This is a genomic window from Propylenella binzhouense, from assembly GCF_009866965.1.
GTDB lineage: Bacteria > Pseudomonadota > Alphaproteobacteria > Rhizobiales > Afifellaceae > Propylenella > Propylenella binzhouense.
Genome location: NZ_SPKJ01000011.1, coordinates 1 through 26005, shown reverse-complemented (window position 1 = coordinate 26005; position 26005 = coordinate 1). Strand labels below are relative to the sequence as shown.

Annotated in this window: 19 protein-coding genes; 7 read left to right on the top strand and 12 right to left on the bottom strand. The window is 69.3% G+C overall.

What is annotated here, in order from left to right; all coding sequences use genetic code 11:
• The first annotated feature begins 37 nt into the window (after positions 1 to 37).
• On the top strand, positions 38 to 694 hold the full coding sequence (locus tag E4O86_RS05625) for an alpha/beta hydrolase (protein WP_161139543.1): 657 nt from the start codon (positions 38 to 40) through the stop codon (positions 692 to 694).
• Between the two features lie 15 nt (positions 695 to 709).
• Here the strand turns inward: E4O86_RS05625 and E4O86_RS05620 are convergent, their stop codons facing one another.
• Positions 710 to 1813, bottom strand: coding sequence for an anhydro-N-acetylmuramic acid kinase (locus tag E4O86_RS05620; RefSeq protein WP_161139584.1), 1104 nt, complete (start codon positions 1811 to 1813; stop codon positions 710 to 712).
• Between the two features lie 98 nt (positions 1814 to 1911).
• Here E4O86_RS05620 and tyrS point away from each other — a divergent pair, with 98 nt between their 5' ends.
• Entirely contained in the window at positions 1912 to 3162 is a 1251-nt protein-coding gene (gene tyrS / locus E4O86_RS05615; protein WP_161139542.1) for a tyrosine--tRNA ligase, read from the top strand.
• Here tyrS and E4O86_RS05610 read toward each other — a convergent pair.
• Positions 3156 to 6443: an AsmA-like C-terminal region-containing protein gene (locus tag E4O86_RS05610; protein WP_161139541.1), complete on the bottom strand. Its 3288-nt coding sequence runs from the start codon at positions 6441 to 6443 to the stop codon at positions 3156 to 3158. The genes tyrS and E4O86_RS05610 overlap by 7 nt on opposite strands.
• Positions 6444 to 6571: 128 nt before the next feature.
• On the opposite strand from E4O86_RS05610, the gene E4O86_RS05605 reads away from it, so the two are divergent.
• Together E4O86_RS05605 and E4O86_RS05600 are read left to right on the top strand one after the other, a co-directional pair.
• Positions 6572 to 7051, top strand: coding sequence for a peroxiredoxin (locus E4O86_RS05605; RefSeq protein WP_161139540.1), 480 nt, complete (start codon positions 6572 to 6574; stop codon positions 7049 to 7051).
• Between the two features lie 154 nt (positions 7052 to 7205).
• The gene (locus tag E4O86_RS05600) at positions 7206 to 8468 is read left to right on the top strand and encodes a M23 family metallopeptidase (RefSeq protein WP_161139539.1); all 1263 of its coding nucleotides are present in this window, start codon (positions 7206 to 7208) and stop codon (positions 8466 to 8468) included.
• A 15-nt stretch (positions 8469 to 8483) separates the two neighbouring features.
• Here E4O86_RS05600 and prfB read toward each other — a convergent pair.
• From prfB to E4O86_RS05585, 3 genes are all read right to left on the bottom strand, one after another.
• A protein-coding gene (gene prfB, locus E4O86_RS05595; protein ID WP_161139538.1) for a peptide chain release factor 2 occupies positions 8484 to 9612 on the bottom strand; the annotation gives its coding sequence in 2 pieces (ribosomal slippage) (positions 8484 to 9542 and positions 9544 to 9612; 1128 coding nt in all).
• Positions 9613 to 9677: 65 nt separating this feature from the next.
• Positions 9678 to 12107: a penicillin-binding protein 1A gene (locus E4O86_RS05590; RefSeq protein ID WP_246206235.1), complete on the bottom strand. Its 2430-nt coding sequence runs from the start codon at positions 12105 to 12107 to the stop codon at positions 9678 to 9680.
• Positions 12108 to 12248: 141 nt separating this feature from the next.
• Positions 12249 to 13427: an N-acetylmuramoyl-L-alanine amidase gene (locus E4O86_RS05585; protein ID WP_161139537.1), complete on the bottom strand. Its 1179-nt coding sequence runs from the start codon at positions 13425 to 13427 to the stop codon at positions 12249 to 12251.
• A 475-nt stretch (positions 13428 to 13902) separates the two neighbouring features.
• Here E4O86_RS05585 and E4O86_RS05580 point away from each other — a divergent pair, with 475 nt between their 5' ends.
• On the top strand, positions 13903 to 16425 hold the full coding sequence (locus E4O86_RS05580; RefSeq protein WP_161139536.1) for an Rne/Rng family ribonuclease: 2523 nt from the start codon (positions 13903 to 13905) through the stop codon (positions 16423 to 16425).
• A gap of 64 nt (positions 16426 to 16489) precedes the next feature.
• Here E4O86_RS05580 and argC read toward each other — a convergent pair whose 3' ends face one another.
• Both argC and E4O86_RS05570 read right to left on the bottom strand, forming a co-directional pair.
• Entirely contained in the window at positions 16490 to 17539 is a 1050-nt protein-coding gene (gene argC / locus E4O86_RS05575) for an N-acetyl-gamma-glutamyl-phosphate reductase (protein WP_161139535.1), read from the bottom strand.
• A 56-nt stretch (positions 17540 to 17595) separates the two neighbouring features.
• Complete coding sequence (locus E4O86_RS05570; protein ID WP_161139534.1) at positions 17596 to 18114, bottom strand: DinB family protein; 519 nt, start codon at positions 18112 to 18114, stop codon at positions 17596 to 17598.
• A 59-nt stretch (positions 18115 to 18173) separates the two neighbouring features.
• On the opposite strand from E4O86_RS05570, the gene E4O86_RS05565 reads away from it, so the two are divergent.
• Positions 18174 to 18872, top strand: a complete 699-nt coding sequence (locus tag E4O86_RS05565; RefSeq protein WP_161139533.1) for a glutathione S-transferase N-terminal domain-containing protein — start codon at positions 18174 to 18176, stop codon at positions 18870 to 18872.
• Here the strand turns inward: E4O86_RS05565 and E4O86_RS05560 are convergent.
• The 3 genes from E4O86_RS05560 to E4O86_RS05550 are packed head-to-tail and all read right to left on the bottom strand — an operon-like array spanning position 18799 to position 22336.
• Positions 18799 to 19812 carry a LysR substrate-binding domain-containing protein gene (locus E4O86_RS05560; RefSeq protein WP_205520727.1) on the bottom strand — a complete coding sequence of 338 codons (1014 nt, stop codon included), beginning with the start codon at positions 19810 to 19812 and terminating at the stop codon, positions 18799 to 18801. The two genes, E4O86_RS05565 and E4O86_RS05560, sit on opposite strands and share 74 nt — an antisense overlap.
• Positions 19813 to 19858: 46 nt before the next feature.
• Complete coding sequence (locus tag E4O86_RS05555; protein ID WP_161139531.1) at positions 19859 to 20296, bottom strand: DUF1489 family protein; 438 nt, start codon at positions 20294 to 20296, stop codon at positions 19859 to 19861.
• Positions 20297 to 20347: 51 nt separating this feature from the next.
• A complete protein-coding gene (locus E4O86_RS05550; RefSeq protein ID WP_161139530.1) occupies positions 20348 to 22336 on the bottom strand; it encodes an ATP-binding protein in 1989 nt (662 codons plus the stop codon).
• Positions 22337 to 22535: 199 nt separating this feature from the next.
• Here E4O86_RS05550 and E4O86_RS05545 point away from each other — a divergent pair, with 199 nt between their 5' ends.
• Entirely contained in the window at positions 22536 to 22673 is a 138-nt protein-coding gene (locus E4O86_RS05545) for a hypothetical protein (protein WP_161139529.1), read from the top strand.
• Positions 22674 to 22706: 33 nt separating this feature from the next.
• On the opposite strand, the gene E4O86_RS05540 is transcribed toward E4O86_RS05545, so the two are convergent.
• Both E4O86_RS05540 and E4O86_RS05535 read right to left on the bottom strand, forming a co-directional pair.
• On the bottom strand, positions 22707 to 25469 hold the full coding sequence (locus E4O86_RS05540) for a valine--tRNA ligase (RefSeq protein ID WP_161139528.1): 2763 nt from the start codon (positions 25467 to 25469) through the stop codon (positions 22707 to 22709).
• Positions 25470 to 25588: 119 nt separating this feature from the next.
• On the bottom strand, positions 25589 to 26005 hold a 417-nt coding region (locus tag E4O86_RS05535; protein WP_161139527.1), incomplete at its 5' end, for a PopZ family protein.

Here is a 26005-nt window from a genome sequence, read left to right as displayed (position 1 = left end):
CCGACGCGCGCGCAGTTCGTTAGACAGGATCGAAGATATGCCAGAGGTCATCTTCGCCGGACCGGAAGGCCGGCTTGAAGGCCGATACCAGCCCGCAAAGAAGAAGACTGCGCCGATCGCACTGATTCTTCATCCGCATCCCCGCTTCGGCGGCACGATGAACAATCAGATCGTCTACCGGCTCTTCTACATGTTCCAGGAGCGTGGCTTCACGACGCTCCGGTTCAACTTCCGGGGAGTCGGCCGCAGCCAGGGCTATTTTGATCATGGCGTGGGTGAGCTTTCGGACGCGGCCTCCGCGCTCGACTGGGTGCAGAGCCTGCACCCGGATTCGCGCGGCGTCTGGATCGCCGGCTTCTCGTTCGGCGCCTGGATCGGCATGCAGCTGCTGATGCGCCGGCCCGAGGTCGAGGGATTCATGTCGATCGCGCCGCAGCCGAACCTCTACGACTTCTCGTTCCTTGCCCCCTGCCCGTCCTCGGGCCTCATCATTGCGGGCGATCAGGACAAGGTCGCGCCCGCCGACGCGGTGCAGGGTCTCGTCGACAAGCTGAAGGCGCAGAAGGGCATCGTGATCGACCACGCCGTGGTTCCGGGCGCGAACCATTTCTTCGAAAGCAAGACGGACGAGCTGATCGAGACCTGCTCGCACTATCTCGACATGCGGCTCGCCAAGATCGCCGCGGCGGTCTGACGCGAACGGCCAGGCTCAGGCCGGGCGCGGATCGCTGCGGACGCCGCCCGGCATCGGCCGTGGCACGCCGGTGGTCTGCGGAAACGTGATCGGCTCGCCCCGCGCCGCCCGCACTGCGAGGAAGCCGAAGGCCTGCGCCTCGACGGCATCGCCGTCGAAGCCGATCGCCTCGGCGGGGCTGACCGGGCATGCGAGGCGCTCGCCGAGCGCGCGCATGAGGTAGGGGTTGCGGCGTCCGCCGCCGCAGACGATCCAGGCGCGCGGTGGTTCCGGAAGGTGAATCGTCGCGGCCGCCAGCGCGGCGGCGGTGACATGGGCGAGCGTCGCAGCGCCGTCCGCCGTCTCGAGATCGCCGAGAGCCGCAAGGTCGAAATGAGCGCGGTCGAGCGACTTCGGCGGTGCGAGGGCGAAGAACGGGTCGGTCAGGAAGAGCCGGACGAGCTCCTCGTGCGGCGTGCCGCCCGCGGCCACCCTGCCGTCGCGGTCGACCGGCTCGCCGGTCCGCGCCAGCATCCAGTCGTCGATGAGCGCGTTGCCCGGGCCCGCGTCGAAGGCGAGGAGCGTGCCGTCGCCGCCCACGAACGTGACGTTCGAGACGCCGCCGATATTCGCCACCACGACCGGGCCTGCGAGGCCCGAACGCGCGACCAGCGCGCGGTGGAAGACCGGCACGAGCGGCGCCCCCTGCCCGCCCGCCGCGACGTCCGCCGCGCGCATGTCCCAGACCACGGGGATCCGGGTGCGATCGGCGAGTGCCTGCCCGTCGCCGATCTGGATCGTGAGGCCGCGGCCCGGATCGTGCAGCACGGTCTGGCCGTGGAAGCCGATGATGTCGACCCGGCCCTTTCGCCCGGATTCCGCGAGGAAGGCGGCGACCGCTTCGGCGTGCCGGTCCGTGACGAGCCGTTCGGCCTCGGCAAGCTCCGGAGGACGATCGTTCCGGTCCGTCGCGCCCGGAGCGGCGTCGAGCGCCCGCTTCAGGCATGCCCGATCGGAAGCGGAATAGGGATAGGTTCGCGCGGGACCGAGCTCGGCGATCCGCTCTCCGTCGGTCGCGATCAGCGCCACGTCGACGCCGTCGAGCGAGGTGCCGCTCATCAGTCCGATCGCGGTTTGCATTTCCGCCATGTGCCTAAGCCAGTGCCGTGCCGCCTTGGCCGTGGTAAGAGCCCGCCCGAACGTGCGCTGGGCACGACCAGAAACGCAAGCGTCTCGCCATGGCTTTCCGATCCGAATTTCTCACGATCCTGCAGGAGCGCGGCTTCATCCACCAGTGCTCCGAGCCGGACGATCTCGACGCCCTCCTGTCGCGGGGCTCGGTGACCGCCTATGTCGGCTTCGACTGTACGGGCCCCAGCCTCCATGTCGGCCACCTGCTCTCGATCATGATGCTGCGCTGGTTCCAGAGATGCGGCCATCGGCCGATCGCGCTGATGGGCGGCGGAACCACGCGTGTGGGCGATCCGTCAGGGCGCGACGAGACCCGTCAGATCCTGACGCCCGAGACGATCGAAGCGAACAAGGAGAGCATACGGCGCGTCTTCGCGCGGTTCCTCACCTTCGGCGAGGGCGAAAGCGACGCCGTCATGGTCGACAACGCCGAATGGCTGCTCGGCCTCAACTACATCGCGTTCCTGCGCGATGTCGGCCGCCATTTCTCGGTGAACCGGATGCTCTCGATGGACTCGGTGAAACTCCGGCTCGAGCGCGAGCAGCCGCTTTCGTTCCTCGAGTTCAACTACATGATCCTGCAGGCCTACGACTTCGTCGAGCTCCACCGGCGCTACGGCTGCCGGCTGCAGATGGGCGGTTCCGACCAGTGGGGCAACATCGTCAACGGCATCGATCTCGGCCGGCGCATGGACGACGCCCAGCTCTTCGCGCTGACGACGCCGCTGCTGACGACCGCGGCCGGGACGAAGATGGGCAAGACGGCCTCGGGAGCCGTCTGGCTCAACCCGGATCTGTTGTCGCCGTTCGAGTACTGGCAGTTCTGGCGGAACACGGCCGACGCCGATGTCGGCCGCTTCCTGCGCCTCTTCACCGAGCTTCCGATGGCGGAGATCGCGCGTCTGGAGGCGCTCGACGGCCAGGAAATCAACGAGGCGAAGAAGGTCCTGGCGACGGAGGCCACCGCCCTTCTCCACGGACGCGAAGCTGCCGTCGAGGCGGCCGAGACGGCCCGGCGCACCTTCGAGGAAGGGGCTGCGGGCGACGCGCTGCCCAGCTTCGAGATCCCGGCTTCGGAGCTCGGCGATCTCGGCGTGCTCTCCGCCTTCGTGCGGGCCGGCCTCGCCGCTTCGAACGGCGAGGTCCGCCGGCAGCTGAAGAGCGGTGCGGTGCGCGTGAACGGCGACGTGATCTCGGACGAGCGGATGATCCTCGGCGCCGGCCAGGTCGGGGCGGACGGGACCATCAAGCTCTCGCTCGGGCGCAAGAAGCACGCCTTGGTCCGCGTCGGCTACTGATAGGCGAACAGCTTCCGCAGGATTCCCGGCGCGATCGCTGACATCGGATTCACCGACATGGTGGGCGCGTCCAGGGGGCCGTCCAGCTTGAACGTGATCCCGACCAGGCCCTCGTTGCGGCCGCCTCCGAGGATCGCCCCGATGATCGGGAGCGCTCCGGCGATGTTGTTGAGCCCGAACGCCGGCACCAGGGTCCCGGTGATCGTGAGCTTCCGGCCGTCGATGTCGATCGTGCCGGCCCCCGTTCCGCCGAGCGAGGGGCCGCGGAGATAGGCGTCGTCGATCAGGATGTCGCCGCGGCTCGTCCGGAACGGCACGTGGAGCTCGGTGAAGCTCATCGCGCCGGGCTGCACGCCCTGGGCGGCGCCCCGGCGGCCGGGTCCGGCGGGATGCTTGATGACCTCGGCCAGCGCCTTCTCGTTCAGAACCCGGAAATCGACGAGCCGGAGGAGCCCGCTGCCCGGCGCCTCTCCCGCCCCGCCCAGAAAATCGAGGCTGAGTTCGCCGCCGGACAGCTTCTCGTAGATCCCGGCAAAGCGCAGCAGCGCCCCCCCGTTCGTCGAATGGAGCGTCCAGCGGCGCTTCGCACCATCGGGCGTTACCGATCCGGTGACCTTGTTTCCGCCGCTGAGACCCGCCTCGAGCGACATCGAGCTGATCCCCTGGCCCGAGAGTTTCAGTCTGGCGTCGAGGTCCTCCAGCGAGGTCCCGCTCTGGCCGACCACGCGGTCGAAGGCGAGGTTCAGCGTGATCGGGGTCTCGGATTTCGAGCCGCCCCCGCTCCCGAAGGCGAGCAGTGCCCGCGCATCGAAGCTTTCGCCGGAGGCCTCGACCAGATACCCGCTGCCCGTCGCCTTCGCCGTCACGGCGAAATCGTCCTCCGGGCGCAGCTTCACGTGCTTCAATGCGAGCGAGGACAGCCGGCCGCCGGAAATGACGGCTTCGCCGTCTGCGCCGAAGCCCTCGCCGTCGACCTTGAAGTCGGAGAGGACGATCTCGTCGTCGTGCCGGTCGAGCCGCATCGTCGCCTTGGCCGGGACGCCCGGCCCCTTCTCCCAGCCCAGCGCCGAAATGCGGATGCGCGCCTTCGTGAGGTCGAGCTTCACCGCCTGCCGGGTCTCGTCGACGCGGGTCACGACGGCCTCGACCGGACCCTTGAGCAGCTCGCCGAGATCGATGCCGAGCCTGCGGCGTGCGGCGTCGTCGAGCGTCAGCGTGATGTCGTTGGTGCCCGTCGCGCCGTCCCCGAGGGTGAGGTCGAGCGACGCCTTCATGCCCTCGATCCGGGCCTCGCCGGTCAAGGTATAGACGTTCTGCGCCCCCTTCAGGACGAGATCGCCGTCCTCGATCATCTTGCCTTCGATCGGCTCCGCGCCGGCGAAGTCCTTGAGCGACAGCGCGAGCTCGGGCACGACCTCGTCGAGGAGACCGCCCTCGAGATGCGCGACCGCGCGGAGCTCCAGCTTCGCCGTGCCGGAGAGCGTGTCGGGCGGGATGCCGCGGCGCGCCAGGATGTCGAAGGGAGGCGTGTCGGCGAGCGTGGCAAGGGCCCGGACGGGACCGGCCGACTTGAGCGACACGATGCCGATCGCGCCGGGCCTGCCGAGCTCCGGGATGCTGAGCTCCGTGCCCGTGATGTCGATCTCGCCGCGCCCCGGCACCGCGATCTGCCCGCCTTCCGCCCGGATCGTCGCCGTCGCATTGGCGAGTTCCACCTCGCCGCGGCCGCCGGAAACCGGCGGAAAATAATCGAGCGGCGTGAAGACGGCGTCCCGGAACGGGATCTTCGAGACGATGCCGTAGCTCGGCAGCACCTTGTCCCGCCCGTTCTCGCCGAGATGGTCGAGCGGCAGCGCAACGCTGATCGTGGCCGGTCCTGCCACCCCGGAGATGACGTGCTGCGCCACCCAGTCGCGCGCCTTCGGCGAAACGAAGGGCGGCCAGAGCGCACGCAGCGTCTCGGCCGGCATCTCGCTCGCCGAAACCGCCAGAGACAGACCGGCGGCCGGGCCATCGAGGCTGAGCTGTCCCACCACCGACGCATTCCCCTTCTCGGCGATCACCTCGAGCTTTTCGATCGCGAGCGTCTTCTTTGCGGCGTCGAGGACGAGGGCGAGCGAGCCGCCCGCGAGGTTCACCCGGCCGGCGGTGCCGCCGGGCTCGACGAAGCCGCTGCCGAGCCGGCCGGCGACCCTGATCCGGTCGCCCGTGCCCCCGGCCGTGAGGCCGCCCGCGAAGACGAACCCGGCCCCGCCGGTCCGAATCTCGCCGCGGCGAAGGGCGACCGTGTCGCCCGCTGCCGGGATCGCAAGCTCGAACGAAGCGTGCTCGAGCGCGATCTTGTCCTTCTCCGAGAGCCGCACCTCGCCGGCGCCGAGAAGCAGGTCGGCGGTAGCGCCGAGAAGGTCTCCGCTCTCGCCGATCGCGATCGTCGCGCGCAGGTCGGCGGGGGCGGTCAGGCCGGGAGCGGCGTCCGCATCGCCGAGCTCCGGGACGACCATGCCGGCGGTGAGATCCGAGATGGCGAGTTCGGCAATGCTCGACCCTTCCGCCCCGGGGCCGTATTCGAGCGTCACGCTGGAGGACGGGCCGGCTTCTCCCGCGAGCGCGAGCCAGACCTTGCTCCGCCCGCCCTGGAACGGCATCCAGCTCGCATCCGAGATGGCGAGCCGGTTCGGCAGGTAAGCGGGCGCGCCGGCGAAGCGCAACGTCGCATCGGCGACAGCGAGATCCTCGAGCCCGGCCTTGCGGAGGGTGCGATCGGCCGCCGCGATCTGCGAGCCGACGAGGCGCGCCACCCGCCGGACCTCGTCGACGTAGTTCTCGACCGGCGCCGTCTCGCCGGGTATCGGCACGGTCAGCTCAAGGCCGGCAACCTTGATGGAATTGAGGTCGATCCGCCCGGAAACGATCGCCCGCACATCGGCGAGCGTGGAGATCGAGGTTGCGCGGAGCCGCAGCCCGTCGGGGATGGCGATCGCGATGTCGCCGGCGTCGACGGCGAGCCCCTCCCCACGCCGGACGCCGATCGTCGTCCGCCCGACGCTCAGCTGCGAGCCCGCCGGCAGCCTGGCGGCGATGGCCGCCGCGATCCGGTCGCGGAGGAAGGACGATTCGATCGTGCCGGCACTGATCTGGTAGACGAGGATTCCGACGCCGACGAAGGCGGCCACGATGAGGATGGCGACGGAAAGACAGGCGCGCTTCGCCCATCTGAACCGTCTCCTCAGCGGCGGCACCGGCCCGGTCTCGGATGAACGCAATCTCGTCAGCGGCAGCATGGTCTCCGCGCGGCGCACCTGGGCACGGAGCTCGCCGAGGCTTGCAAATCAAGTTGATACACGATTCAGCTTCGCCGAGCAGCGGCGATGATCGGCGAGCCTGCTTGGCGGAGAAAGGGGTCAAAACGATGACGACGGAAACCACCGTTTCGGAGGGGGACGCAGCCCCCGATTTCGCGCTCGCGACGGATGGCGGCGGCCGCTTCGAGCTGGCGGAGCAGAAGGGGAAGCCCGTGGTGGTCTACTTCTACCCCAAGGACGACACGAGCGGCTGCACGCTCGAGGCGCAGGCCTTCAGCGAGAGCAAGCCGGAATTCGACAGGCTGGGCGTGGTGCTGGTGGGCGTCTCCCCGGACTCCGCCGAGAGCCACGACAAGTTCAAGGCCAAATACGACCTGAAGATCGCGCTCGCCTCGGACGAGAGCAAGGACATGCTCAACGCCTACGGCGTGTGGAAGCAGAAGTCGATGTATGGCCGCACCTATATGGGCGTGGAGCGGTCCACCTTCCTGATCGGCAAGGACGGCAGGATCGCCCGCATCTGGCGGAACGTTAAGGTTCCCGGCCACGTCGACGAGGTCCTGGCGGCGGCGCGCGCGATCGCCTGACCCGGAGAGGCGGAGGCGCGAGAGCCTTCGGGCGCGCCTCCCGCCCGGCGTCCGGCGGCGGAATTTCCTCATCCTTTGCCGCCTCGGAGAACCTTCCATTAACCTTGATTGATCATGGTCGGACCGCATTCTCTCAGAGCGCGGCCCCCGGCGAATGATCCATCCGACCCAGCAGACCAGACCGTTCGGACGACGCAAGGAACTGCCGCGAGTCAGCATAACGCGAGGGGGCAAGACCGCCACCTACGTGCTCCGCCCCTGGGTGTTCGGCACGGTGGTGGGCACCTTCCTGATGTTCGGCGTCGGCTATGTCGGTGCCACGGCCTACCTGCTCTACCGCGACGACCTGCTCGGGACCGCGGCCGCGCGTCAGCACGAGCTCGAGGACGAGTACGAGGAGCGCATCGCGCGGCTCCGGTCGGAGATCGACCGCGTCACGAGCAAGCATCTCGTCGAATCGCAGGGCGTGGAGGAGCAGATCGGCTTCCTGATCGACCGCCAGGAGGTCATGGAGCACCGGCAGGCCGTGCTCGACCAGATCATCGGCAAGGCGCGCCGCGCGGGGCTCGGCATCACCGCCGGCACGGCGCCGAAGCCCGTCCCGAAGCCGAACCTTGCGGCAAGTACCGCGCCTGAACCCCGCGCGGCGGCGCCGATGGCCTATGTCCCGTCGGACCAGCCGGCTGCCGACATCATCACCGGCACCGTGCTGCGCAAGGCGCCGGCCGACGCGCTTCCGGCCTCGCGCGAAGGCGCGCGCCGCATGCTGAAGGACGTGCAGTCCAAGATCGACCGCTCGGAAAGTCTCCAGGTCGCCACGATCGAGGCCCTCGGCGCCGCATCGGAGGCGGAGATCGAGCGGCTCTCCGGCGTTCTCACGAAGGTCGGACTTCCCGGGACGAGCACCGATATGGGCGGCCCCTTCGTTCCCGCGAAGCTCCATTTCGTGGACCGGCTGCAGATGCTCGGCCGCACGCTTGATGAAATCACGAAGCTCCGGAGCCGGGTGGCTTCCGTCCCGCTCAGCGCGCCGATCCCGGGCGCGGAGGTGACGAGCGGGTTCGGCTACAGGGACGACCCGTTCCTGCGCCGGCCGGCGATGCACGCGGGCATCGACTTCCGAGCCGGCGTCGGCACGGAAGTCCACGCCACCGCGCCCGGCAAGGTCATTTTCGCCGGCTGGAACGGCGGCTACGGGCGCTGCATCGAGATCCAGCACACCAACGGGATAACGACCCGGTACGGGCACCTTTCGGCGATCCTCGTCGAGAAGGGCGACCAGGTGGAGACGGGATCGGTGATCGGGCGGGTCGGATCGACCGGCCGCTCGACCGGTCCGCATCTCCATTATGAGACGAGGCGCAGCGGCGACGCCGTCGATCCGCGCATCTATCTCGCGGCCGGCGGCGCGATCTGAGCGGCGTCCTCGTCCCTATTGCGCGGCGTCGGCGGCTTCCGCGCCGCCGATGATGCGCTGGGCGAGCGCCGCTTCCATGAACGGGTCTAGGTCGCCGTCGAGCACCTCGGACGGCGTCGTGCTCTCCATGCTGGTCCGGAGATCCTTCACGAGCTGATAGGGCTGCAGCACGTAGGAGCGGATCTGGTGGCCCCAGCCGATCTCGCTCTTGGTGGCCTCCTGCGCCATCGCCGCCTCTTCCCGCTTCTTGAGCTCCGCCTCGTAGAGGCGCGCCTTCAGCATCGACCAGGCGGTCGCCCTGTTCTTGTGCTGCGAGCGCTCGCTCTGGCAGGCGACGACGATCCCGGACGGGATATGCGTGAGGCGGACAGCCGAATCGGTCGTGTTGATGTGCTGGCCGCCGGCGCCGGACGCGCGGTAGGTGTCGACGCGCACCTCGCTCTCATTGATCTGGATGTCGATCGAATCGTCGACGACGGGATAGACCCAGACGCTTGCGAAGCTCGTGTGCCGGCGCGCCTGGCTGTCATAGGGCGAAATGCGGACGAGCCGGTGCACGCCCGATTCCGTCTTCAGCCAACCATAGGCGTTCTCGCCCTTGACGAGGAGCGTCGCCGACTTGATGCCGGCCTCCTCGCCGGCGTGGTATTCCAGCACCTCGACCTTGTAGCCGCGCCGCTCCGCCCAGCGCGTGTACATGCGCAGGAGCATCTCGGCCCAGTCCTGGCTCTCCGTTCCGCCCGCGCCTGCATGGACTTCGAGGTAGGTGTCGTTGCCGTCAGCCTCCCCGGACAGGAGCGTCTCGACCTGGCGCCGGGCGGCGGATTGCGCAAGCTCCGCGATTGCCCCCTCGGCATCCGCGACGACGGTCTCGTCACCCTCCTCGGTGCCGAGCTCGATCAGTTCGATATTCTCGTCGAGCTCGCGCTCCATCGCCCTGACGGCACCGATCGCGCTGTCGAGCTTCTGGCGCTCCCGCATGACGCCCTGGGCTTCCTCGGCGTCGTTCCAGAGGTTGGGATCCTCGACCCGGGCGTTCAGTTCGGCGAGGCGTCGTTCCGCGACATCCCAGTCAAAGATGCCTCCGTATGAGGTTCATGGCGTCCCGGATCTCGGCGATTCTGGCTTCGGTTTCAGCGCGCATGATTCCAATCCCGAATGGCAAAGGGGCGCGGACCGCAGCCCGCGCCCCTCTCGAACTAGGTGCGATCAGTAGAGGCCGCCAGTGCCAGTGGCAACCGCCTTGTCGGCCTCCGGCGAGACCGCCGCAGGCCGCCCCATGGAATCCTGGTAGCCGATGATCGAATAGCTCGTCGGCGGCGCCGTCCCCGGCTTGAAGGCTTCCAGGATGACGCCGTTGCCCTTGCCGGCCGTCTGCATCCCGGTGCGGATGTCGATCGGGATGAGCTGGATTCCCGGCGGCACCTGGAACGGCTTTGCCGGCTTGTCGGCGAGCGCCGCCGTCATGAATTCCGTGAAGATCGGCGCCGCGAGCACGCCGCCGGTGGAGCCGTGGCCCATCGGACGCGGCTTGTCGTAGCCGATATAGACGCCTGCCACGAGATCCGGCGAGAAGCCGACGAACCAGGCGTCCTTCTCGTCGTTGGTGGTGCCGGTCTTGCCGGCGATCGGCTTGCCGACGGCCTTCACCACGGTGCCCGTCCCGCGCTGCACGACGCCCTCCATCATCGACGTGATCTGGTAGGCGGTCATCGGGTCGAGCACCTGCTCGCGCTCGTCGACGAGCTGCGGCTCGGGCTGGTCGTGCCAGTCCTCGGCGTTGCAGCCGTCGCACTTGCGCTGGTCGTGCTGGTAGATGGTCCGGCCGAAGCGGTCCTGGATGCGGTCGATCAGGGTCGGCGTGATCCGGCGCCCGCCATTCGCGATCATCGAATAGCCCGTCACCATCCTCAGCACCGTGGTCTCGCCCGCGCCGAGCGCCATCGGCAAATAGAGCCCGAGCTTGTCGTAGATGCCGAACCGCTTCGCGTACTCGGCCACGAGCGGCATGCCCATGTCCTTGGCGAGGCGCACGGTCATCACGTTCCGCGACTTCTCGATTCCGACCCGGAGCGTCGAAGGGCCGTAGAACTTGCCGCCATAGTTTTCCGGCCTCCAGACGTCGTTGCCGGACCGGATCTCGATCGGCGCGTCGAGCACGACCGAGGACGGCGTGTAGCCGTTGTCGAGGGCGGCGGAATAGACGAACGGCTTGAACGAGGAGCCCGGCTGCCGCCAGGCCTGGGTCGCCCGGTTGAACTCGGTCTCCGCGAAGGAGAAGCCGCCGACCATCGCCAGCACGCGCCCGGTATAGGGGTCCATTGCGACGAGCGCGCCCTCCACCTCCGGGGGCTGGCGCAGCATATAGGTGCCGCGCTCGTCCGGGACGGCCTCGACATAGACGACGTCGCCGGGGCTCAGAACGCTCGCGACCGACTTGGCGCCGCGCTTCGCCCATTTCATCTCGGAGAGCGGGATGACGCCGGTCGCGCGCTCCTTGGAGAGCCGCCCGGACGGGAGGCGATCGGGCTGGAGCCCGATCTCGGCCTCGCCGCTGCCGCTCGCCAGCACCACCGCGAGGCGCCATTCGGGAACGTCGGAAAGGGCCGGGACCTCGCCGAGCTTCTCCCCCCAGTCGCCGGCGATGTCGATGGTCTTCACCGGGCCCCGGAAGCCGCGCGCCTGGTCGAACTTGATGAGGCCGTGCTGGAGCGCCTTCCGGGCCAGCCGCTGCAGCTTCGGGTCGAGGCTGGTGCGAACCGAGAGACCGCCCTCGTAGAGCTTCTCGGCGCCGAACATGTCGATGAGGTTGCGCCGGGTCTCCTCGGCGAAGAACTCCGACGCGAAGAGATAAGTGCCGCGCGGCCGGGGCGTCACGTCGAGGTCCTCGGCCTTTGCCGCCTCGCCGTCCGAGGCGCGGATGTAGCCGTTCTCGACGAGGCGGTCGATCACCCAGTTCCGCCGTTCGATCGCGCGCTCCTTGGCGCGGAACGGGTTGTAGTTCTCGGGGGCCTTGGGCAGGGCGGCGAGATAGGCCGCCTCGGCGATGGTGAGCTCGTTCACCGACTTGTCGAAATAGTTGAGGGCCGCCGCCGCGATGCCGTAGGAGCCGAGACCGAGATAGATCTCGTTCAGGTAGAGCTCGAAAATGCGGTCCTTGGAATAGGCCTGCTCGATCCGGAGCGCCAGCAGCGCTTCCTTGATCTTCCGCTCGTAGCTGACCTCGTTCGAAAGCAGGAAGTTCTTCGCCACCTGCTGCGTGATCGTGGAGGCGCCGACCGGACGCCGGCCGGAGCCGCGGTTGCGGAGATTGGTCGCAACGGCGCGGACGACGCCCTCGAAATCGATCCCGCCATGGTCGTAGAAGTTCTTGTCCTCGGCCGAGAGGAACGCCGCCTTGACGAGATCCGGCACGGCCTGGATCGGCAGATAGAGGCGGCGCTCGCGCGCATATTCGGCGACGAGCTGCCCGTCCGCGGCGTGGATCCGGGTCATGACGGGCGGCTCGTACTTCGCCAGCACGTCGAAATCGGGCAGTTCCTGGTCGTACTTGTGCAGCACCAGGGCGACGCCGCCGGCGACGAGCAGCACCAGGAAGACCCCGATGCCGAAGATGTAGCCGAAGATGCGCAGCAGCATTAGCGGGAAAGCCTCATGTTCGGTCGCGGACGAACCGACTTACGCCGGCATCGGGCAGGTTTGTGATGAAACTTGGGCGTCGGGAGAATTCGTTCCTTCCCGCCCGCGAGCGTCGCCATCTTACCACACCCGGCGCGTCCATCACTGGCCGGATGCGATGCTGCCGGTCATGAAGCGCTCGATCGCACGCGCCACCCTTTCCGCCGTCTTCTCCCGCCATTCCGGCGAGGTCAGCAGCGCCTCGTCGTCCTGATTGGAGAGGTATCCGAGCTCCAGCAGGACGGACGGCACGTCGGGGGCGCGCAGGACACGGAATGCGGCGCGGCGCCAGGGGCTCTTGTTGAGCGGAACGTCGCTCCTGAGATCGTCGACGAGCACCCTGGCGAACCGCACCGAGACGTTCTTGGTCTCGCGCCTGGCGAGATCGAACAGAATCGTGGCGACTTCGTCGGGCTGGTCCTCGATCGACAGGCCGGCGAGGATGTCGGACTTGTTCTCGCGCTCGGCCACTGCCGCGGCGAGCGCGTCCGACGCCTCTTCCGAGACGGTGTAGACCGTCGCCCCGCGCACATAGTCCTGCCGCACCGTATCGGCGTGGATCGAGACGAAGAGGCTGGCGTGGTGCGCCCGCGCGACTTCCACGCGCTCGTTGAGGGAGAGGAACTCGTCCTTGTCGCGCGTCATGAACGCTTGCACGTGCCCGCCCTCGCGCAGCTTGTCCGCCACGGCGCGGGCGAAGGCGAGCGTCACGTCCTTCTCGAGCAGGCCCTTGTCGCCGGTCGCGCCGGAATCGATGCCGCCGTGGCCCGGATCGATGACGACCACGGGGCGGGAGCGCGGCGCGGCCTGTTCCGTGACGACCGCCTCCGACGGCTCGGCCTCCGCCACCTTCTCCTTGTCCGCCTCGGCCGCTTCCGCATAGGCGCCGGCCTCGGCCGGGACGAGGTCGACGACGAGCCGCGCCGGCTGCGGACCGGCGGGCGGGAGGACGAAGCTCCGCGCGACCGAGACCGGGCCCGTGAGGTCGAGCACGATCCGCCCCTTGCCCGCCTCGATGAGGCCGTAGCGGAAGTCGGCAACAAGCCCCCGTCCCTCCCCGGCTCCGGAAGCGACCGCGAACTCGACGTCCGGCAGGTCGACGATCAGCCGATAGGGATCGGTGAGGCGGAGCAGCGCGAACTCGGGCTCGTTCGACACGTCGACCACCAGGCGCGTGCGCCCGGCATCCCCGATCAGGCGCAGATCGGAGACGGTGGCCGCGGATGCCTGCGCGACGAGCGAGGCAGCCGCGAACAGGATGGAAAGAACGAGTCGGATCATGCCGGAGCGAGCGAGCTTCCCTTCACTGTTCGCGCAGCTATGCGGCGGAGGCAAGGCGGACCCGGCACGCTTTACTCGGAACTCACGCTTGCAATGCGCTGCCACCGTTCCTAAAACCTACGCGACGGATTCTTCCTAGGCCGTCCAACGGCGCGGCGCGACGCAGCACATGCCAGCCGAGTTCTGTCGGAACGGCCCGGGGTGAATACGGGCCGGTGCCATTCCGCGCAACGGCCGAGTAATCCGGGGCCTCGCCCCGAACCTGCCCGAAAGGTCGGCCGATGATCGTCCGGCGAGCACATGATGGAACCGAACGGGAAACGGCGGATGCCGGCTCCCGCGGCGGGGCCGTCGGCGCTCGCGCGGCGCAAAGGTCGAAATCCCTTTCGCGCTCCACAATTGTTCGATCCGGCGCGGCGCGCGAGCTTTCGCGCATGCCATCGGCTTGGCCGCGCGGATCCGGAGTCAGCCTTCAATGTCCAACAAGATGCTTATCGATGCCGCGCATCCGGAGGAGACCCGCGTGGTCGTCCTGCGCGGAAACAAGGTCGAGGAATTCGATTTCGAGGCCGCGAACCGGCAGCAGCTGCGCGGCAATATCTATCTCGCCAAGGTAACCCGCGTCGAACCGTCCCTGCAGGCGGCCTTCGTCGAATATGGCGGCAACCGGCACGGTTTCCTCGCCTTCTCGGAAATCCATCCCGACTATTATCAGATCCCCTTCGCCGACCGGCAGGCGCTGATCGACCAGCAGGCGGCCGAAGAGGCCGAGGCCCGCAGGGCGGAGAACGAGGAGGAGGCCGCGCCGAAGCGGCGCCGGGGCAAGCGCGCCGCCGCTGCCGAGGCCGAAGCGGCTCCGGAGGCGAGCGAGCCGGCGGTCGAGGACGCCGAGGTCGAGGCCGAAGCGGAGGGCGGCGAGGAGCCCGACGAGGCAGAGGCGGTCGAGAGCGTCGGCGCCGAGGACGCCCTCGAGGAGGTGCCGGAGCGGCGCAAGCCCCGGCCCCGCCAGTACAAGATCCAGGAGGTCATCAAGCGCCGGCAGGTGCTCCTCGTCCAGGTCGTGAAGGAGGAGCGCGGCAACAAGGGCGCGGCGCTCACCACCTATCTCTCGCTCGCGGGCCGCTATTCGGTGCTGATGCCGAACACCGGGCGCGGCGGCGGCATCTCGCGCAAGATCACCAACGCGGCGGACCGCAAGCGGCTGAAGGAGATCGCCTCTGATCTCGAGGTGCCGGAGGGGATGGGCGTCATCCTGCGGACCGCGGGCGCGAACCGCACGAAGACCGAGATCAAGCGCGATTTCGAGTATCTGCTGCGGCTGTGGGAGAATGTGCGCGAGCTGACGCTGCGCTCGAGTGCGCCGACCCTCGTCTATGAGGAGGGCAGCCTCATCAAGCGGTCGATCCGCGATCTCTACTCGCGCGAGATCGACCAGGTGCTCGTTGCCGGCGACGACGCCTACCGCGAGGCCAAGGACTTCATGCGCATGCTGACGCCCAGCCATGCCAAGAACGTCCAGGCCTATCGTGAGCCGGTGCCGATCTTCTCGCGCTACGGCGTGGAGTCCCAGCTCGACGCGATGTTCTCGCCGCAGGTGACGCTGAAGTCCGGCGGCTACATCGTGCTGAACCAGACCGAGGCGCTCGTCTCGATCGACGTCAATTCCGGCCGCTCCACGCGCGAGCACTCGATCGAGGACACGGCGCTCAGCACGAATCTCGAGGCGGCCGAGGAGATCGCGCGCCAGCTACGGCTCCGCGATCTCGCCGGCCTCATCGTGATCGACTTCATCGACATGGAGGAGAGCCGGAACAACCGCTCCGTGGAGCGGAAGCTGAAGGAATGCCTGCGGCTCGACCGGGCGCGCATCCAGGTCGGACGCATATCCCATTTCGGGCTCCTCGAGATGTCGCGCCAGCGCATCCGCACGGGCGTCCTGGAAAGTTCCTCGGAGCCCTGCTCGCACTGCCACGGCACCGGGCAGGTCCGGTCGATGTCGTCGCTCGCCCTGCAGATCCTGCGCGCGCTCGAAGACTACCTGATCCGTTCGACCGGCCATAACCTTCTGGTTCGCACCCGGCCGGACGTGGCCCTCTACGTGCTCAACCAGAAGCGGTCGCATCTCGCCGAGCTCGAGGCGCGGTTCGGTCTCTCGATCACCGTCTCCGGCGAAGGCCTGCCGACCGGCTCCGGCTTCGTCATCGAGCGCGGTGCCGCGGTGACCGAGCGGGCGGAGCGTTCGGGCGCCGTCGCGATGCTGGACGTCGCCGAATCGCTCGAAGAGCCGGCCGAGGAAGAGGAAGAGGCGCCGAAGCGCGAGGAAGGCCGGCGCGAAGGACGTCCGTCCCGCCGCCGGCGGCGCGGCGATCGCCCCGACCGGACCGAGGAAGCGCCCTCCGACGAGCAGGTCGCGGAGGCTTCCGGCGAAGAGGCCGAGGCTGACGAGGCTTCGGAAGCGGCGGAGGAGGACGAGACCGGGGCCAACGGGCAGAAGCGCCGCCGCAGGGGCCGCCGAGGCGGGCGCCGGCGGGGCCGCGGGCGCGAGAACGGTCACGAGGCGCGCGAGGATCAGGCCGCGGAAGTGTCGGAGGACCTTGCCGAACCCGCCGCCGAGGGCGCCGAGGCGGCGGCCGCGGAGCCGATCCCGGATTCCGTGGAGGTGAGCGCCGAAGCGCCGGCGGCCGAACCGGCGACGGCTTCGGAGGACGCTGCCCCGGCGGCGGAGCCGGAATCCGAGGCCTCCGCTGCGGCGGCCGCGGAGCCCGTGCCGGCCGGCGACGCCCATGCCGAGGAGATCGAAGCCCTCAGCGAGGCGGCGGAGCGGCACGAGGAATCCGGATCTGCTCCGGAAGCGGCATCCGACCAGGACAACGAAAGGCAGGCCGAGCCGGCGGAAACGGCGGCTGACGCCGAGCCGGCGCAGCCCGAGCCCGAGCCCCAGCCGGAGGACAACCGTCCGAAGCGCACCGGGTGGTGGAGCCGCCGCTCCTTCTTCTGAAGAGCCTCAATCGCGAATCGGATCCGGGCGGCCGCGGCCGCCCGGCATCCCGGCCGCCCGGCGTCTACGGAAAGAGCGGCAGCTGCAGAAGTCCCGCCGTCTCGTCGAGGCCGAAGGCGACGTTCATGTTCTGGATCGCCTGGCCCGCCGACCCCTTCACCAAATTGTCGAGCACCGAGACGACGATGGCCCGGCCGGGGATCCGGTCCTCGAACACGCCGATCTGCACGTAGTTCGACCCGCGGACGTTCTGCGTCTGGGGAATGACGCCCCGGCCAACCACCCGCACGAATTCTTCGCCGGCATAGGCGGCCGCAAGCGCGTCGCGGAGGTCGTCCGGGCTCGCATCCCCGGAGAGCCGCAGATAGGACGTGCAGAGCTCGCCGCGGCTCATCGGAATGAGATGCGGCGTGAAGTTGACGATCACCGGGCCGCCGGCCTTCGCGCCGATCTCCTGCTCGATCTCCGGCGCGTGCCGGTGCTTGCCGATCGAATAGGGCGAAAGCCCTTCCCCGGCCTCGCAGAAGAGGGTGTTCTGCTTGAGCGAACGCCCGGCGCCTGAAACGCCGGACTTGGCGTCGATGATGATGTCCGAGGCCTCGACCAGCCCGTTCTGCACGATTGGCAGCAACGCCAGCAGCGCCGCGGTCGGATAGCAGCCGGGACAGGCGATGAGCCGGGCGCTCCCGATCGCTTCGCGATAGTGCTCCGTGAGCCCGTAGACCGCCTCGACCTGGAGGCCGGGGGCCTTGTGCTCGTGGCCGTACCACTCGGCGTAGACGTCGAGGTTGCGCAACCGGAAATCGGCCGACATGTCGATCATCCTGAGCGCCGGGTTCTCGCCCAGCACCGCCGCGGTGATCTCCTGCGTCGTGCCGTGCGGCAGGCCGCAGAACGCCGCGTCGAGGCGCGTCCAGTCGACATCCTCCCAGCGCGCGAGATCCGGCAGGCGCAGCATCCCGAGATGCGGGAACACCTCGCCCAGCGGCTTGCCGGCGTGGGTGTTCGCCGTCAGCGCGACGATCTCGACATTCGGGTGCCGGGCGGCGAGGCGCACGAGATCGGCGCCCGTGTAGCCAGAGGCCCCGAGAACGGCGATCCTGATCCTATCCATGACGTCTCCCGATGTCGGCGCGCGGGAAATACCGCCTCGGCCCGTCGGAGTAAACGTCAGCCGGCGAGGCCGATCCCGGTCTCGCGCTGGAAAAAGACGAGATCGAGCTCCGGACCCGCCTGGCGTCCGCCGAGCCCGGTAAGCGCCGCATGGACCTGGCCGCGATGGTGGGTCTGGTGATTGAAGAAATGCGCAAGCGCCGGTGCGAGCGGCTGCGTGATCGGCTCCGGCGCGCTCACCCGCACATAGCTGAAGGTGCCCGACAGGCGCTCCGGCGTCAGGCCCGCCACATAGGAGACGATGCGGTCGTCCTCGTTCTCTCGGGCTTCGCGCAGCGGCTCGAGCGCCTCGAAGAGGACGAGGTCCAGCCGGTCGTAGGCGCTCGGCTCCCCGAGGAAGCGCGACATCCAGATCCGGTCCGTGACGAGGAGATGGTTGAGCGTGCCGAGGACCGAGCCGAAGAAAAGCCCGCGATCGGCGCGGAGCGCATCGGCCGCGAGGCCTTGCACCGAACCGTAAAGCCTGCGATTGGCCCACCTGTTGTAGGCGGCGAACATTTCGTAATGGGCCTTCATTTCCGTCCTCGCGATTTCGCCCGCCGCCCCTAGCATATCGGTCCGGGAAGGGCATCGGCATGGTGGTGAGACTCTATGATCTCTGCGGACGCGACAGGGATCTCCGGTTCAGTCCCTATTGCTGGCGCGCCCGGTTCGCGCTCGCGCACAAGGGCGTCGTGCCGGAGACGGTCCCGACGCCGTTCGGAGCGATCCGCGAGATCGAGGGGGGCGCCTTCCGGACGGTGCCGGTGCTGGTCGACAACGGCGAGCGCATCGGCGATTCCTTCGAGATCGCGCTCCATCTCGAGGCGACGCGGCCCGGGGCCCCGACCCTGTTCGGCAGCGAGGGCATCGTCGCGGCGGCGCGTTTCCTCGAGGGCTGGGCGGTGGCGCACCTGCACCCGGTGATAGGCCGGATCATCATCATGCCCATCCACGATCTGATCGACGTCGCGGACCAGGCCTATTTCCGCCAGAGCCGGGAGGCGCGCTACGGGGTGACGCTCGAGGCCTTCACGACGGGCGCAGACGCCGAGCGCGAGGCCCTCGCCAGGGCGCTGGCACCGCTCCGGCACGCACTTGCGCGGCACGAATGGCTGGGCGGCCCCTCCCCGCTCTTCACGGACTATATCGTCCTCGGTTCGCTGATGTGGCTCTACACGATCCACGGAGAACTGCCGCTCGCGCCGGACGATCCCGTCCTCAACTGGTTCGAGCGCGGCCTCGACCTGCATGGCGGGCTGGCGCGGCAGGCGACGAGCGCGGGAGCGCGCTGATCCCTTCCCCGCTTCTGCCGGCGGGAGGCGCGACCGCATCCACGCCGGCCGGCAGATTTTCCCGGATAGTTTCGGCGATCGCTTCGAAGTGCGGACGGCGCGGATCGGTGGCGCGATAGGCGAGCCCGATCCGCCGCCGGGCCCGGCTGTCCGCGATGGGCGTGTAGCGCACCAGCCCGCCGAAGGTTTCCTCGGGGTCGACCGCAAGCGCCGGCAGGAGCGAGTAGCCGGCGCCCGCCGCAACCATGTGGCAGAGGGTCTCGAGGCTCGTGGCATGGACCGCGACCCGGCTCTCCCCGGCGGAGCAGAGCGCGAGCGCCTGGTCGCGCAGGCAGTGCCCCTCTTCGAGGAGGAGGAGACCCGCACGGTCGAGCCTGTCGATATCGGCCGTGGCGCCGGAGGCGATGTCGCGGCCGGCCGCATGGACGGCGACGAACGGCTCGTCGAAGAGCGGGATGGTCGCAAGCCCCTCCTCCCGGAGCGGCAGCGACACGAGGCCGATATCCGATTCGCCGCGCACCAGCGCGTTCAGGATCGTCTCCGTCCGGCTTTCCCGCAGGACGAGGTCGACCTCGGGAAGGCGGTCGCGGAGCGGGCGCAGGATGTACGGGAAGAGATAGGGGCCGAGCGTGGCGATGGCGTCGATACGCAGCGCGCCCTGCAGCCTGTCGCAGCCGGCCGCGAGATCGAGGAAGCGCCGCGCCGCCAGAACCAGTTCCCGCGCATGCGGAACGAGCCGCTCGCCCTGGCTGGTCACGAGCACGCCCCGCGCCGTGCGCTCGAAGAGCGCGTGCCCCAGCATGTCCTCCAGCTTCCGCACCTGCGCGGAAAGCGCCGGCTGGGAAACGTGGCACTTCTCCGCGGCCCGGCCGAAATGGCGTTCGTCGGCGACCGCCACGATATATTCCAGGTCGCGGAGGGAGAGGCGCTGGAGCGACACGGCTAGCGCCCTGAACAGACGGCGCGGCCCGGTGAGCGCCGGCCCGTCACAGCAGCCCCAGTTCCGCCAGTTCCCGGCCGAGCGCGGCCGGCAGATCGGCGAAGCCGCCGCCTTCCGCGCCCGCATCCGACGGCGCGTCCGCAGCCGGGAGGTACCGCCAGCCCTGGAAGGCGCGGCGCGGCTGCCAGGCGGTCTGGACCAGGACGGGCTCGAGCACGAGGTGGCAGCGCGGGGTCCCCTCTCCGTCGGTAAAGGGGCGGATGTCGAGCAGGCGCTGCCTGACCTGGATGTTGCCCCGGATCACCCAATAGAGCGATCCGCCGTCGAGAAGCTCCTCCGCCCGCTTCGGCGCCATCCGGGTCGTGTGCCGCTGCTCGGCCGCCTCGCCGTTCCGGCGCATCTCCGCCAGGCGCCGCTCCACCCAGTCCTGCAGGTCCTCGACGGAGTCGCAGCCGACGCAGAGCTTCACGAGATGGAGTGCCATCCGACCTAGGTAATGCCGCCGCGCCGCGCTGAAAACAGGCTCGAGGTCGCACTACCCGCCATTCACAGGCTCCGCGCGCTCCGGGGAGGCCGCCGGCCCGGCCGGCCCGATCCGCACCGCCAGCCGGCCTTCCTCGACCTGCTCGCCGAGCCGGACATGGAGCGCCTCCACCGATCCGGCGGCCGACGCGGCAAGCACGTGTTCCATCTTCATCGCCTCGACGGTGACGAGCGGGTCGCCCTTCTCCACCCGGTCGCCCTCCGCGACCGAGACCTGCACGATCCTCCCATGCATCGGAACGTAGACCGAGCCGTCCTCCCGCTCCTCGTCCGGCGAACGATCGAGCGGATCGGGAAACGCGACCGCGAGCTGCGCGCCCGCCGCCAGCAGGAAGGCGCGGCTGCCGGCCCAGACGATGTCGACCGGGGCGGCATCGGGCGGCGGTGCCTCGCCGCCCAGGCTGGCGACGGCCGGCGCACCGCCGCGCCAGACCACCTCGGCAACGGTTTGGACGCCCTCGAGATCGAAGACGAGCGTCTGCCGGCGCTCGTACCCGCCGAGCTCGAATCCGTCCGTCCGGGCCCAGGGCCCCGCCATGCCGCGGGCGCTCTCCGCCGCGGCGGCCGCGAGATGCGCCTCGATTGCGCCGGCGGCCGCGGCCGGGGGGAGATCCGGAATTCGAAGGTCCGGGAGAGCGCGATCGAGGAAGCCGGTATCGATGCCGCCTTTCGCGAATTCAGGCTCGGCGAGGATCGCGCCGAGGAATGCGAGATTCGTCTTGGGCCCGGCGATTCGCGTCTGCGCCACCGCGCTGCGCAACCGGTCGAGAGCCTCGGCCCGGTCGCGGCCATGTGCCACGACCTTCGCGAGCATGGAATCGTAGAAGGGGCCGACGACGCTGCCCGCCTCCGCGCCGGCGTCGACCCGGACACCCTCGCCCGCCGGGTAATCCGCCACCTGGACGGTGCCGGTCGACGGCCGGAACCCGGCCTTCGGGTCCTCCGCATAGACGCGCGTCTCGACCGCATGGCCGGCAAGCTCAACATCCTCCTGGCGCAGCGGAAGCCGCTCGCCGGAAGCGATCCGGATCTGCCATTCCACGAGGTCGAGGCCGGTCACCATCTCCGTCACGGGATGCTCGACCTGGAGGCGCGTGTTCATCTCGAGGAAGAAGAAGCCCCCCTCCCGGGTCTCCGCCTCCTTGCCGACGACGAACTCGACCGTGCCGGCGCCCTGGTAGCCCACCGCCTCGGCCGCCGCCACGGCGGCGCGCCCCATCGCGCTGCGGACCGCTTCGGCGAGGCCGGGCGCCGGCGCCTCCTCGACGATCTTCTGGTGCCGCCGCTGGAGCGAGCAGTCCCGGTCGCCGAGATGGATCGTCGCGCCGTGCGAATCGGCGAGCACCTGGACCTCGACATGGCGCGGGTCGCGGACATAGCGCTCGAGGAGCACCCGGTCATCGCCGAACGCGGCGAGCGCCTCGCGCCGGGCCGATTCGAGCGCGGCGTCGAAGTCCACCGCCCGATCGACCCGCCGCATGCCGCGGCCGCCGCCGCCGGCAACCGCCTTGACGAGGAGCGGACAGCCGATCTCGTAGGCCTTCTGCCGGAGAAATCCCGGCTCCTGGCGCTCCCCGTGATAGCCCGGCACGACCGGAACGCCGGCCTGCACCATCAGGCGCTTGGCTTCGGACTTCGAGCCCATCGCGCGGATCGCGGGGGCCGGCGGCCCGATGAAGAGGATGCCCGAGGCGCGACAGGCCTCCGCGAAGGCGGCGTTCTCGGCAAGGAAGCCGTAGCCCGGGTGGATGGCATCGGCGCCCGCGCCGCGCGCCGCCTCGAGAATGCGCTCGATGGAGAGATAGCTTTCGGCGGCAGGGCCGGCGCCGAGGAGCACCGCCTCGTCGGCCTCCCGCCAGTGCGGCCAGGAGCGGTCGGCCTCCGTGAAGACCGCAACCGTCCTGAGCCCCATCCGCCGGGCCGTCCGAACGATCCGGCGGGCGATTTCGCCGCGATTGGCGACGAGGAGCGAAGAGACCATGCGCCCTTTGTCGGCCGGGCGGGCGCAAACCGCAAGCGCCGACCCGATCCCGCCGACGCGTGCAAGTGTCTTCAAACTCGGCTAAAACCCGATCTGAAAGCCGGGGAAGAACGGTTTCCGCCCGTACGATCTGTTGAAGCGGGTCCCGCCTTGCGCGACAAGGCGAGGGGGCAAGGCCGAGAGGAGAACGGGAAGCACCATGCGGACCACCCAGCGCGACGACTTGGAGACGACGCTCGCCCCCTATCTGAGCGCGGGGCCTGCGATCCCGCTTGCGATCACCACCTGCCTCATTGCCGTCTGCGTCGTCCTCGTCGTGGGCATGGGCCTCCGCTAGGCAGGCCTTCGCGCAGGCCCGCCCAGTGGCCTCTCAGGCGGCCTCGCGCACCCGCTTCAGCGCCGCCTCCAGCCGCTCCTGGTCGGAGGCATAGCCGGCGCGCTTCTCGCGTTCCGCTTCCACCACCTCCTCCGGCGCGCGCGCCACGAAATTCTCGTTGGCGAGCTTCTTGTCGAGGCGGTCGATCTCCTGCCGCACCTTGGCGATCTCCTTCTCGAGCCGGATGCGCTCGGCCGAGAGGTCGACGATGCCGGCAAGCGGCAGCGCCGCCGTCGCCTCGCCGATGAGGAGCTGTGCGGAGCCGGACGGAACCGCATCGCCGAGTCGGATCTCGGCGAGCCGGGCCAGCCGCTCCAGTGCGGCGGCATGGCGGGAAAGCCGGTCATGCGTCTCGGGCGAACCGCCGACCATCACGAGCGGGATGCGCGCGCCGGGCGGCACGTTCATCTCGGAGCGGGCCGAACGGATCTCGCTCACGAGCGCGATGAGCCAGTTCACGTCGTCCGCCGCCTCGGAATCCTCGTAGGCCCCGTCCGGCCAGGGCGCGAGCGCCAGCAAGCCGCGATCGGCGCCGTGGAGCGATTCCCAGAGCGCCTCGGTGACGTAGGGCATGAAGGGGTGGAGGAGCTTCAGCGCAGTCCCGAGCACGTGCCCCGCGGTCGCGCGGAGCTCCGCCTTGGCGGCCTCGTCGTCGCCGGCGAGGATCGGCTTGGCGAGCTCGAGATACCAGTCGCAGAAGGTGTTCCAGACGAACTGGTAGGCCGCCTCGGCCGCCTCGTTGAAGCGGTAGCCCTCGATCGCCTCGGTCACGCGGCCGGCGGCCTTCGCGGTCTCGGTCAGGATCCAGCGGTTGAGCGGGTCGAGCGCGGCGGGAGGGTCGAAGTCGTCGCGCGGCCGGCACCCGTTCATCTCGCAGAAGCGCGCCGCGTTCCAGAGCTTGGTCGCGAAGTTGCGGTAGCCGGCGATGCGCGCGGTCGAGAGCTTGATGTCCCGGCCCTGCGCCGCCATCGCGGCGAGCGTGAAGCGCAGCGCGTCGGCGCCGTATTCGTCGATGAGCTGGAGCGGATCGACGACGTTGCCTTTCGACTTCGACATCTTGGCGCCGTGCTCGTCACGCACCAGCGCGTGGATGTAGACGGTGTGGAAGGGCTCCTCCTCCATGAAGTGGAGCCCCATCATCATCATCCGCGCGACCCAGAAGAAGATGATGTCGAAGCCGGTGACGAGCACGCTGGTCGGATAATAGCGGCGGAGCTCGGGCGTCTCGTCCGGCCAGCCCAGCGTGGAGAACGGCCACAGCGCGGAGGAGAACCAGGTATCGAGCACATCCTCGTCGCGGCGGAGCTTCACCCGGGTCTCGTAGTGGCGGAACGCAGCCGCCTCGGCTTCCTCCTCGCTCTCCTCGACGAAGATCTCGCCGTCCGGCCCGTACCAGGCGGGGATCCGGTGCCCCCACCAGAGCTGCCGCGAGATGCACCAGGGCTGGATGTTCTCCATCCACTCGAAGTAGGTCTTCTCCCAGCTCTTCGGGACGAAGTCGGTGCGGCCTTCCCGCACGCTCGCGATCGCCGGCGCCGCCAGCGTCTTGGCGTCGACATACCACTGGTCGGTCAGGAACGGTTCGATCGGGACGCCGCTGCGGTCGCCGTGCGGGACCGAATGCGGGTGGTCCTCGATCCTGTCGAGAAGGCCGCGCGCTTCCATCATCGCCACGATCCGCTCGCGCGCGGCGAAACGGTCCTGCCCGTCGAGCGCGGGGACCGTCTCGGCGAGCTCGTCCGTCTCCGGAACGCCGGAGAGAAAGTCGCTGTTGCCGCGGAGGACGACCTTCGCCTCGACGTCGAAGACGTTGACGAGCGGCAGGCCGTGCCGGCGGCCCACTTCGAAATCGTTGAAGTCGTGGGCCGGCGTGATCTTGACCGCGCCTGACCCGGCCTCCGGATCCGCATATTCGTCCGCCACGATCGGAATGCGCCGGCCGACGAGCGGCAGGACGACCTCTCCGCCGACCAGGCCGCGATAGCGCTCGTCGTCCGGGTGGACGGCGACGGCCGTGTCGCCGAGCATCGTCTCGGGCCGCGTCGTGGCGACCACGATATAGTTCCGCTCCTCCCATTCGACGGCCCTGCCGCTCTCGTCGAAGGCGGTCGGGAAGCGGTAGGAGCGGCCGTCGGCGAGCGGATAGCGGAAGTGCCAGAGCTTGCCCTTGACCTCGACCTGCTGGACCTCGAGATCGGAGATCGCGGTCAGAAGCTTCGGGTCCCAGTTCACGAGCCGCTTGTCGCGATAGATCAGGCCCTCCTTGTAGAGCCGGACGAACACCTTGAGCACGGCCCGCGACAGGCCTTCGTCCATCGTGAACCGCTCGCGCGACCAGTCGCACGATGCGCCGAGCCGCTTCAGCTGGTTCACGATCATTCCGCCGGATTCGGCCTTCCACGCCCAGACCTTCTCGATGAAGGCCTCGCGCCCGATCGAGCGGCGGTCGGGCTCCTGGCGCTCCATCATCTGGCGCTCGACGACCATCTGCGTCGCGATGCCGGCATGGTCCATGCCGGGCTGCCACAGCACGTCCTTGCCGCGCATGCGCGCGAATCGGACCAGCACGTCCTGCAGCGTGTTGTTGAGCGCGTGGCCCATGTGAAGCGAGCCGGTGACGTTCGGCGGCGGGATCACGATCGTGAACGTCTCGGCGCCCGGCGCCGCACCCGCACCGGCCCGGAAGGCTTCGGCGGCCTCCCATTTGTCGCGGATCTTCGGCTCGACGCTCGCGGCGTCGTAGGTCTTGTCGAGCATGGACGTCTTGGTCTTTCGGGAACTGCCCGGTGCTTAAACTGACCGGCCCGAGACCTGTCAACATGAAGCCGGGGCGCCCGTTCCCGGAGCGCCCCGCCGAATCTCGCTTGCGTGGCCGCTCAGCCGCGTCCGCGCGATACCCGCTCGATCTCCTGGCGAACGAGCCGCTCGACGAGCGGCGGAAGATTCTCGTCCAGCCAGTCCTTCAGCATCGGCTTCAGCAGGTCGGTCACGAGATCCTCGAGCGTACGCGCATTCTGGGCGAGGATCGTATGGGCGAGCGCCGAGAATGCGCCCGAGACCGCGGCTCCCGCATCGCTCGACAGAAGCCGGCCCTCCGACCCGCCGAAGGCTCCGACGGCCACGTCGGGCGCCTCGGGAGCCGGCTGCCGGTGTCCCGCTTCGCCCGCCGGACGGATCTGGCGGGCCGCCTCGATGCGGGCAGGCGCCGAAGGCGCGCCGGGTGGCCGGTGTGCCGAAGCCGCCGGCTCCCCGGCCGTCTCCGGCCGCACCGCCGGCGAGGCCGCGGACGGAGG

Bases quoted from the DNA above. Each gene is read 5' to 3' on its own strand.
- E4O86_RS05610 (WP_161139541.1), bottom strand. From the start codon at position 6,443: ATGCTGCCGCTGACGAGATTGCGTTCATCCGAGACCGGGCCGGTGCCG.
- E4O86_RS05600 (WP_161139539.1), top strand. From the start codon at position 7,206: ATGATCCATCCGACCCAGCAGACCAGACCGTTCGGACGACGCAAGGAA.
- E4O86_RS05555 (WP_161139531.1), bottom strand. From the start codon at position 20,296: ATGGCACTCCATCTCGTGAAGCTCTGCGTCGGCTGCGACTCCGTCGAG.
- E4O86_RS05620 (WP_161139584.1), bottom strand. From the start codon at position 1,813: ATGCAAACCGCGATCGGACTGATGAGCGGCACCTCGCTCGACGGCGTC.
- E4O86_RS05605 (WP_161139540.1), top strand. From the start codon at position 6,572: ATGACGACGGAAACCACCGTTTCGGAGGGGGACGCAGCCCCCGATTTC.
- E4O86_RS05550 (WP_161139530.1), bottom strand. From the start codon at position 22,336: ATGGTCTCTTCGCTCCTCGTCGCCAATCGCGGCGAAATCGCCCGCCGG.
- E4O86_RS05540 (WP_161139528.1), bottom strand. From the start codon at position 25,469: ATGCTCGACAAGACCTACGACGCCGCGAGCGTCGAGCCGAAGATCCGC.
- E4O86_RS05625 (WP_161139543.1), top strand. From the start codon at position 38: ATGCCAGAGGTCATCTTCGCCGGACCGGAAGGCCGGCTTGAAGGCCGA.
- tyrS (WP_161139542.1), top strand. From the start codon at position 1,912: ATGGCTTTCCGATCCGAATTTCTCACGATCCTGCAGGAGCGCGGCTTC.
- E4O86_RS05545 (WP_161139529.1), top strand. From the start codon at position 22,536: ATGCGGACCACCCAGCGCGACGACTTGGAGACGACGCTCGCCCCCTAT.
- E4O86_RS05585 (WP_161139537.1), bottom strand. From the start codon at position 13,427: ATGATCCGACTCGTTCTTTCCATCCTGTTCGCGGCTGCCTCGCTCGTC.
- E4O86_RS05570 (WP_161139534.1), bottom strand. From the start codon at position 18,114: ATGAAGGCCCATTACGAAATGTTCGCCGCCTACAACAGGTGGGCCAAT.
- argC (WP_161139535.1), bottom strand. From the start codon at position 17,539: ATGGATAGGATCAGGATCGCCGTTCTCGGGGCCTCTGGCTACACGGGC.
- E4O86_RS05565 (WP_161139533.1), top strand. From the start codon at position 18,174: ATGGTGGTGAGACTCTATGATCTCTGCGGACGCGACAGGGATCTCCGG.
- E4O86_RS05580 (WP_161139536.1), top strand. From the start codon at position 13,903: ATGTCCAACAAGATGCTTATCGATGCCGCGCATCCGGAGGAGACCCGC.
- E4O86_RS05590 (WP_246206235.1), bottom strand. From the start codon at position 12,107: ATGCTGCTGCGCATCTTCGGCTACATCTTCGGCATCGGGGTCTTCCTG.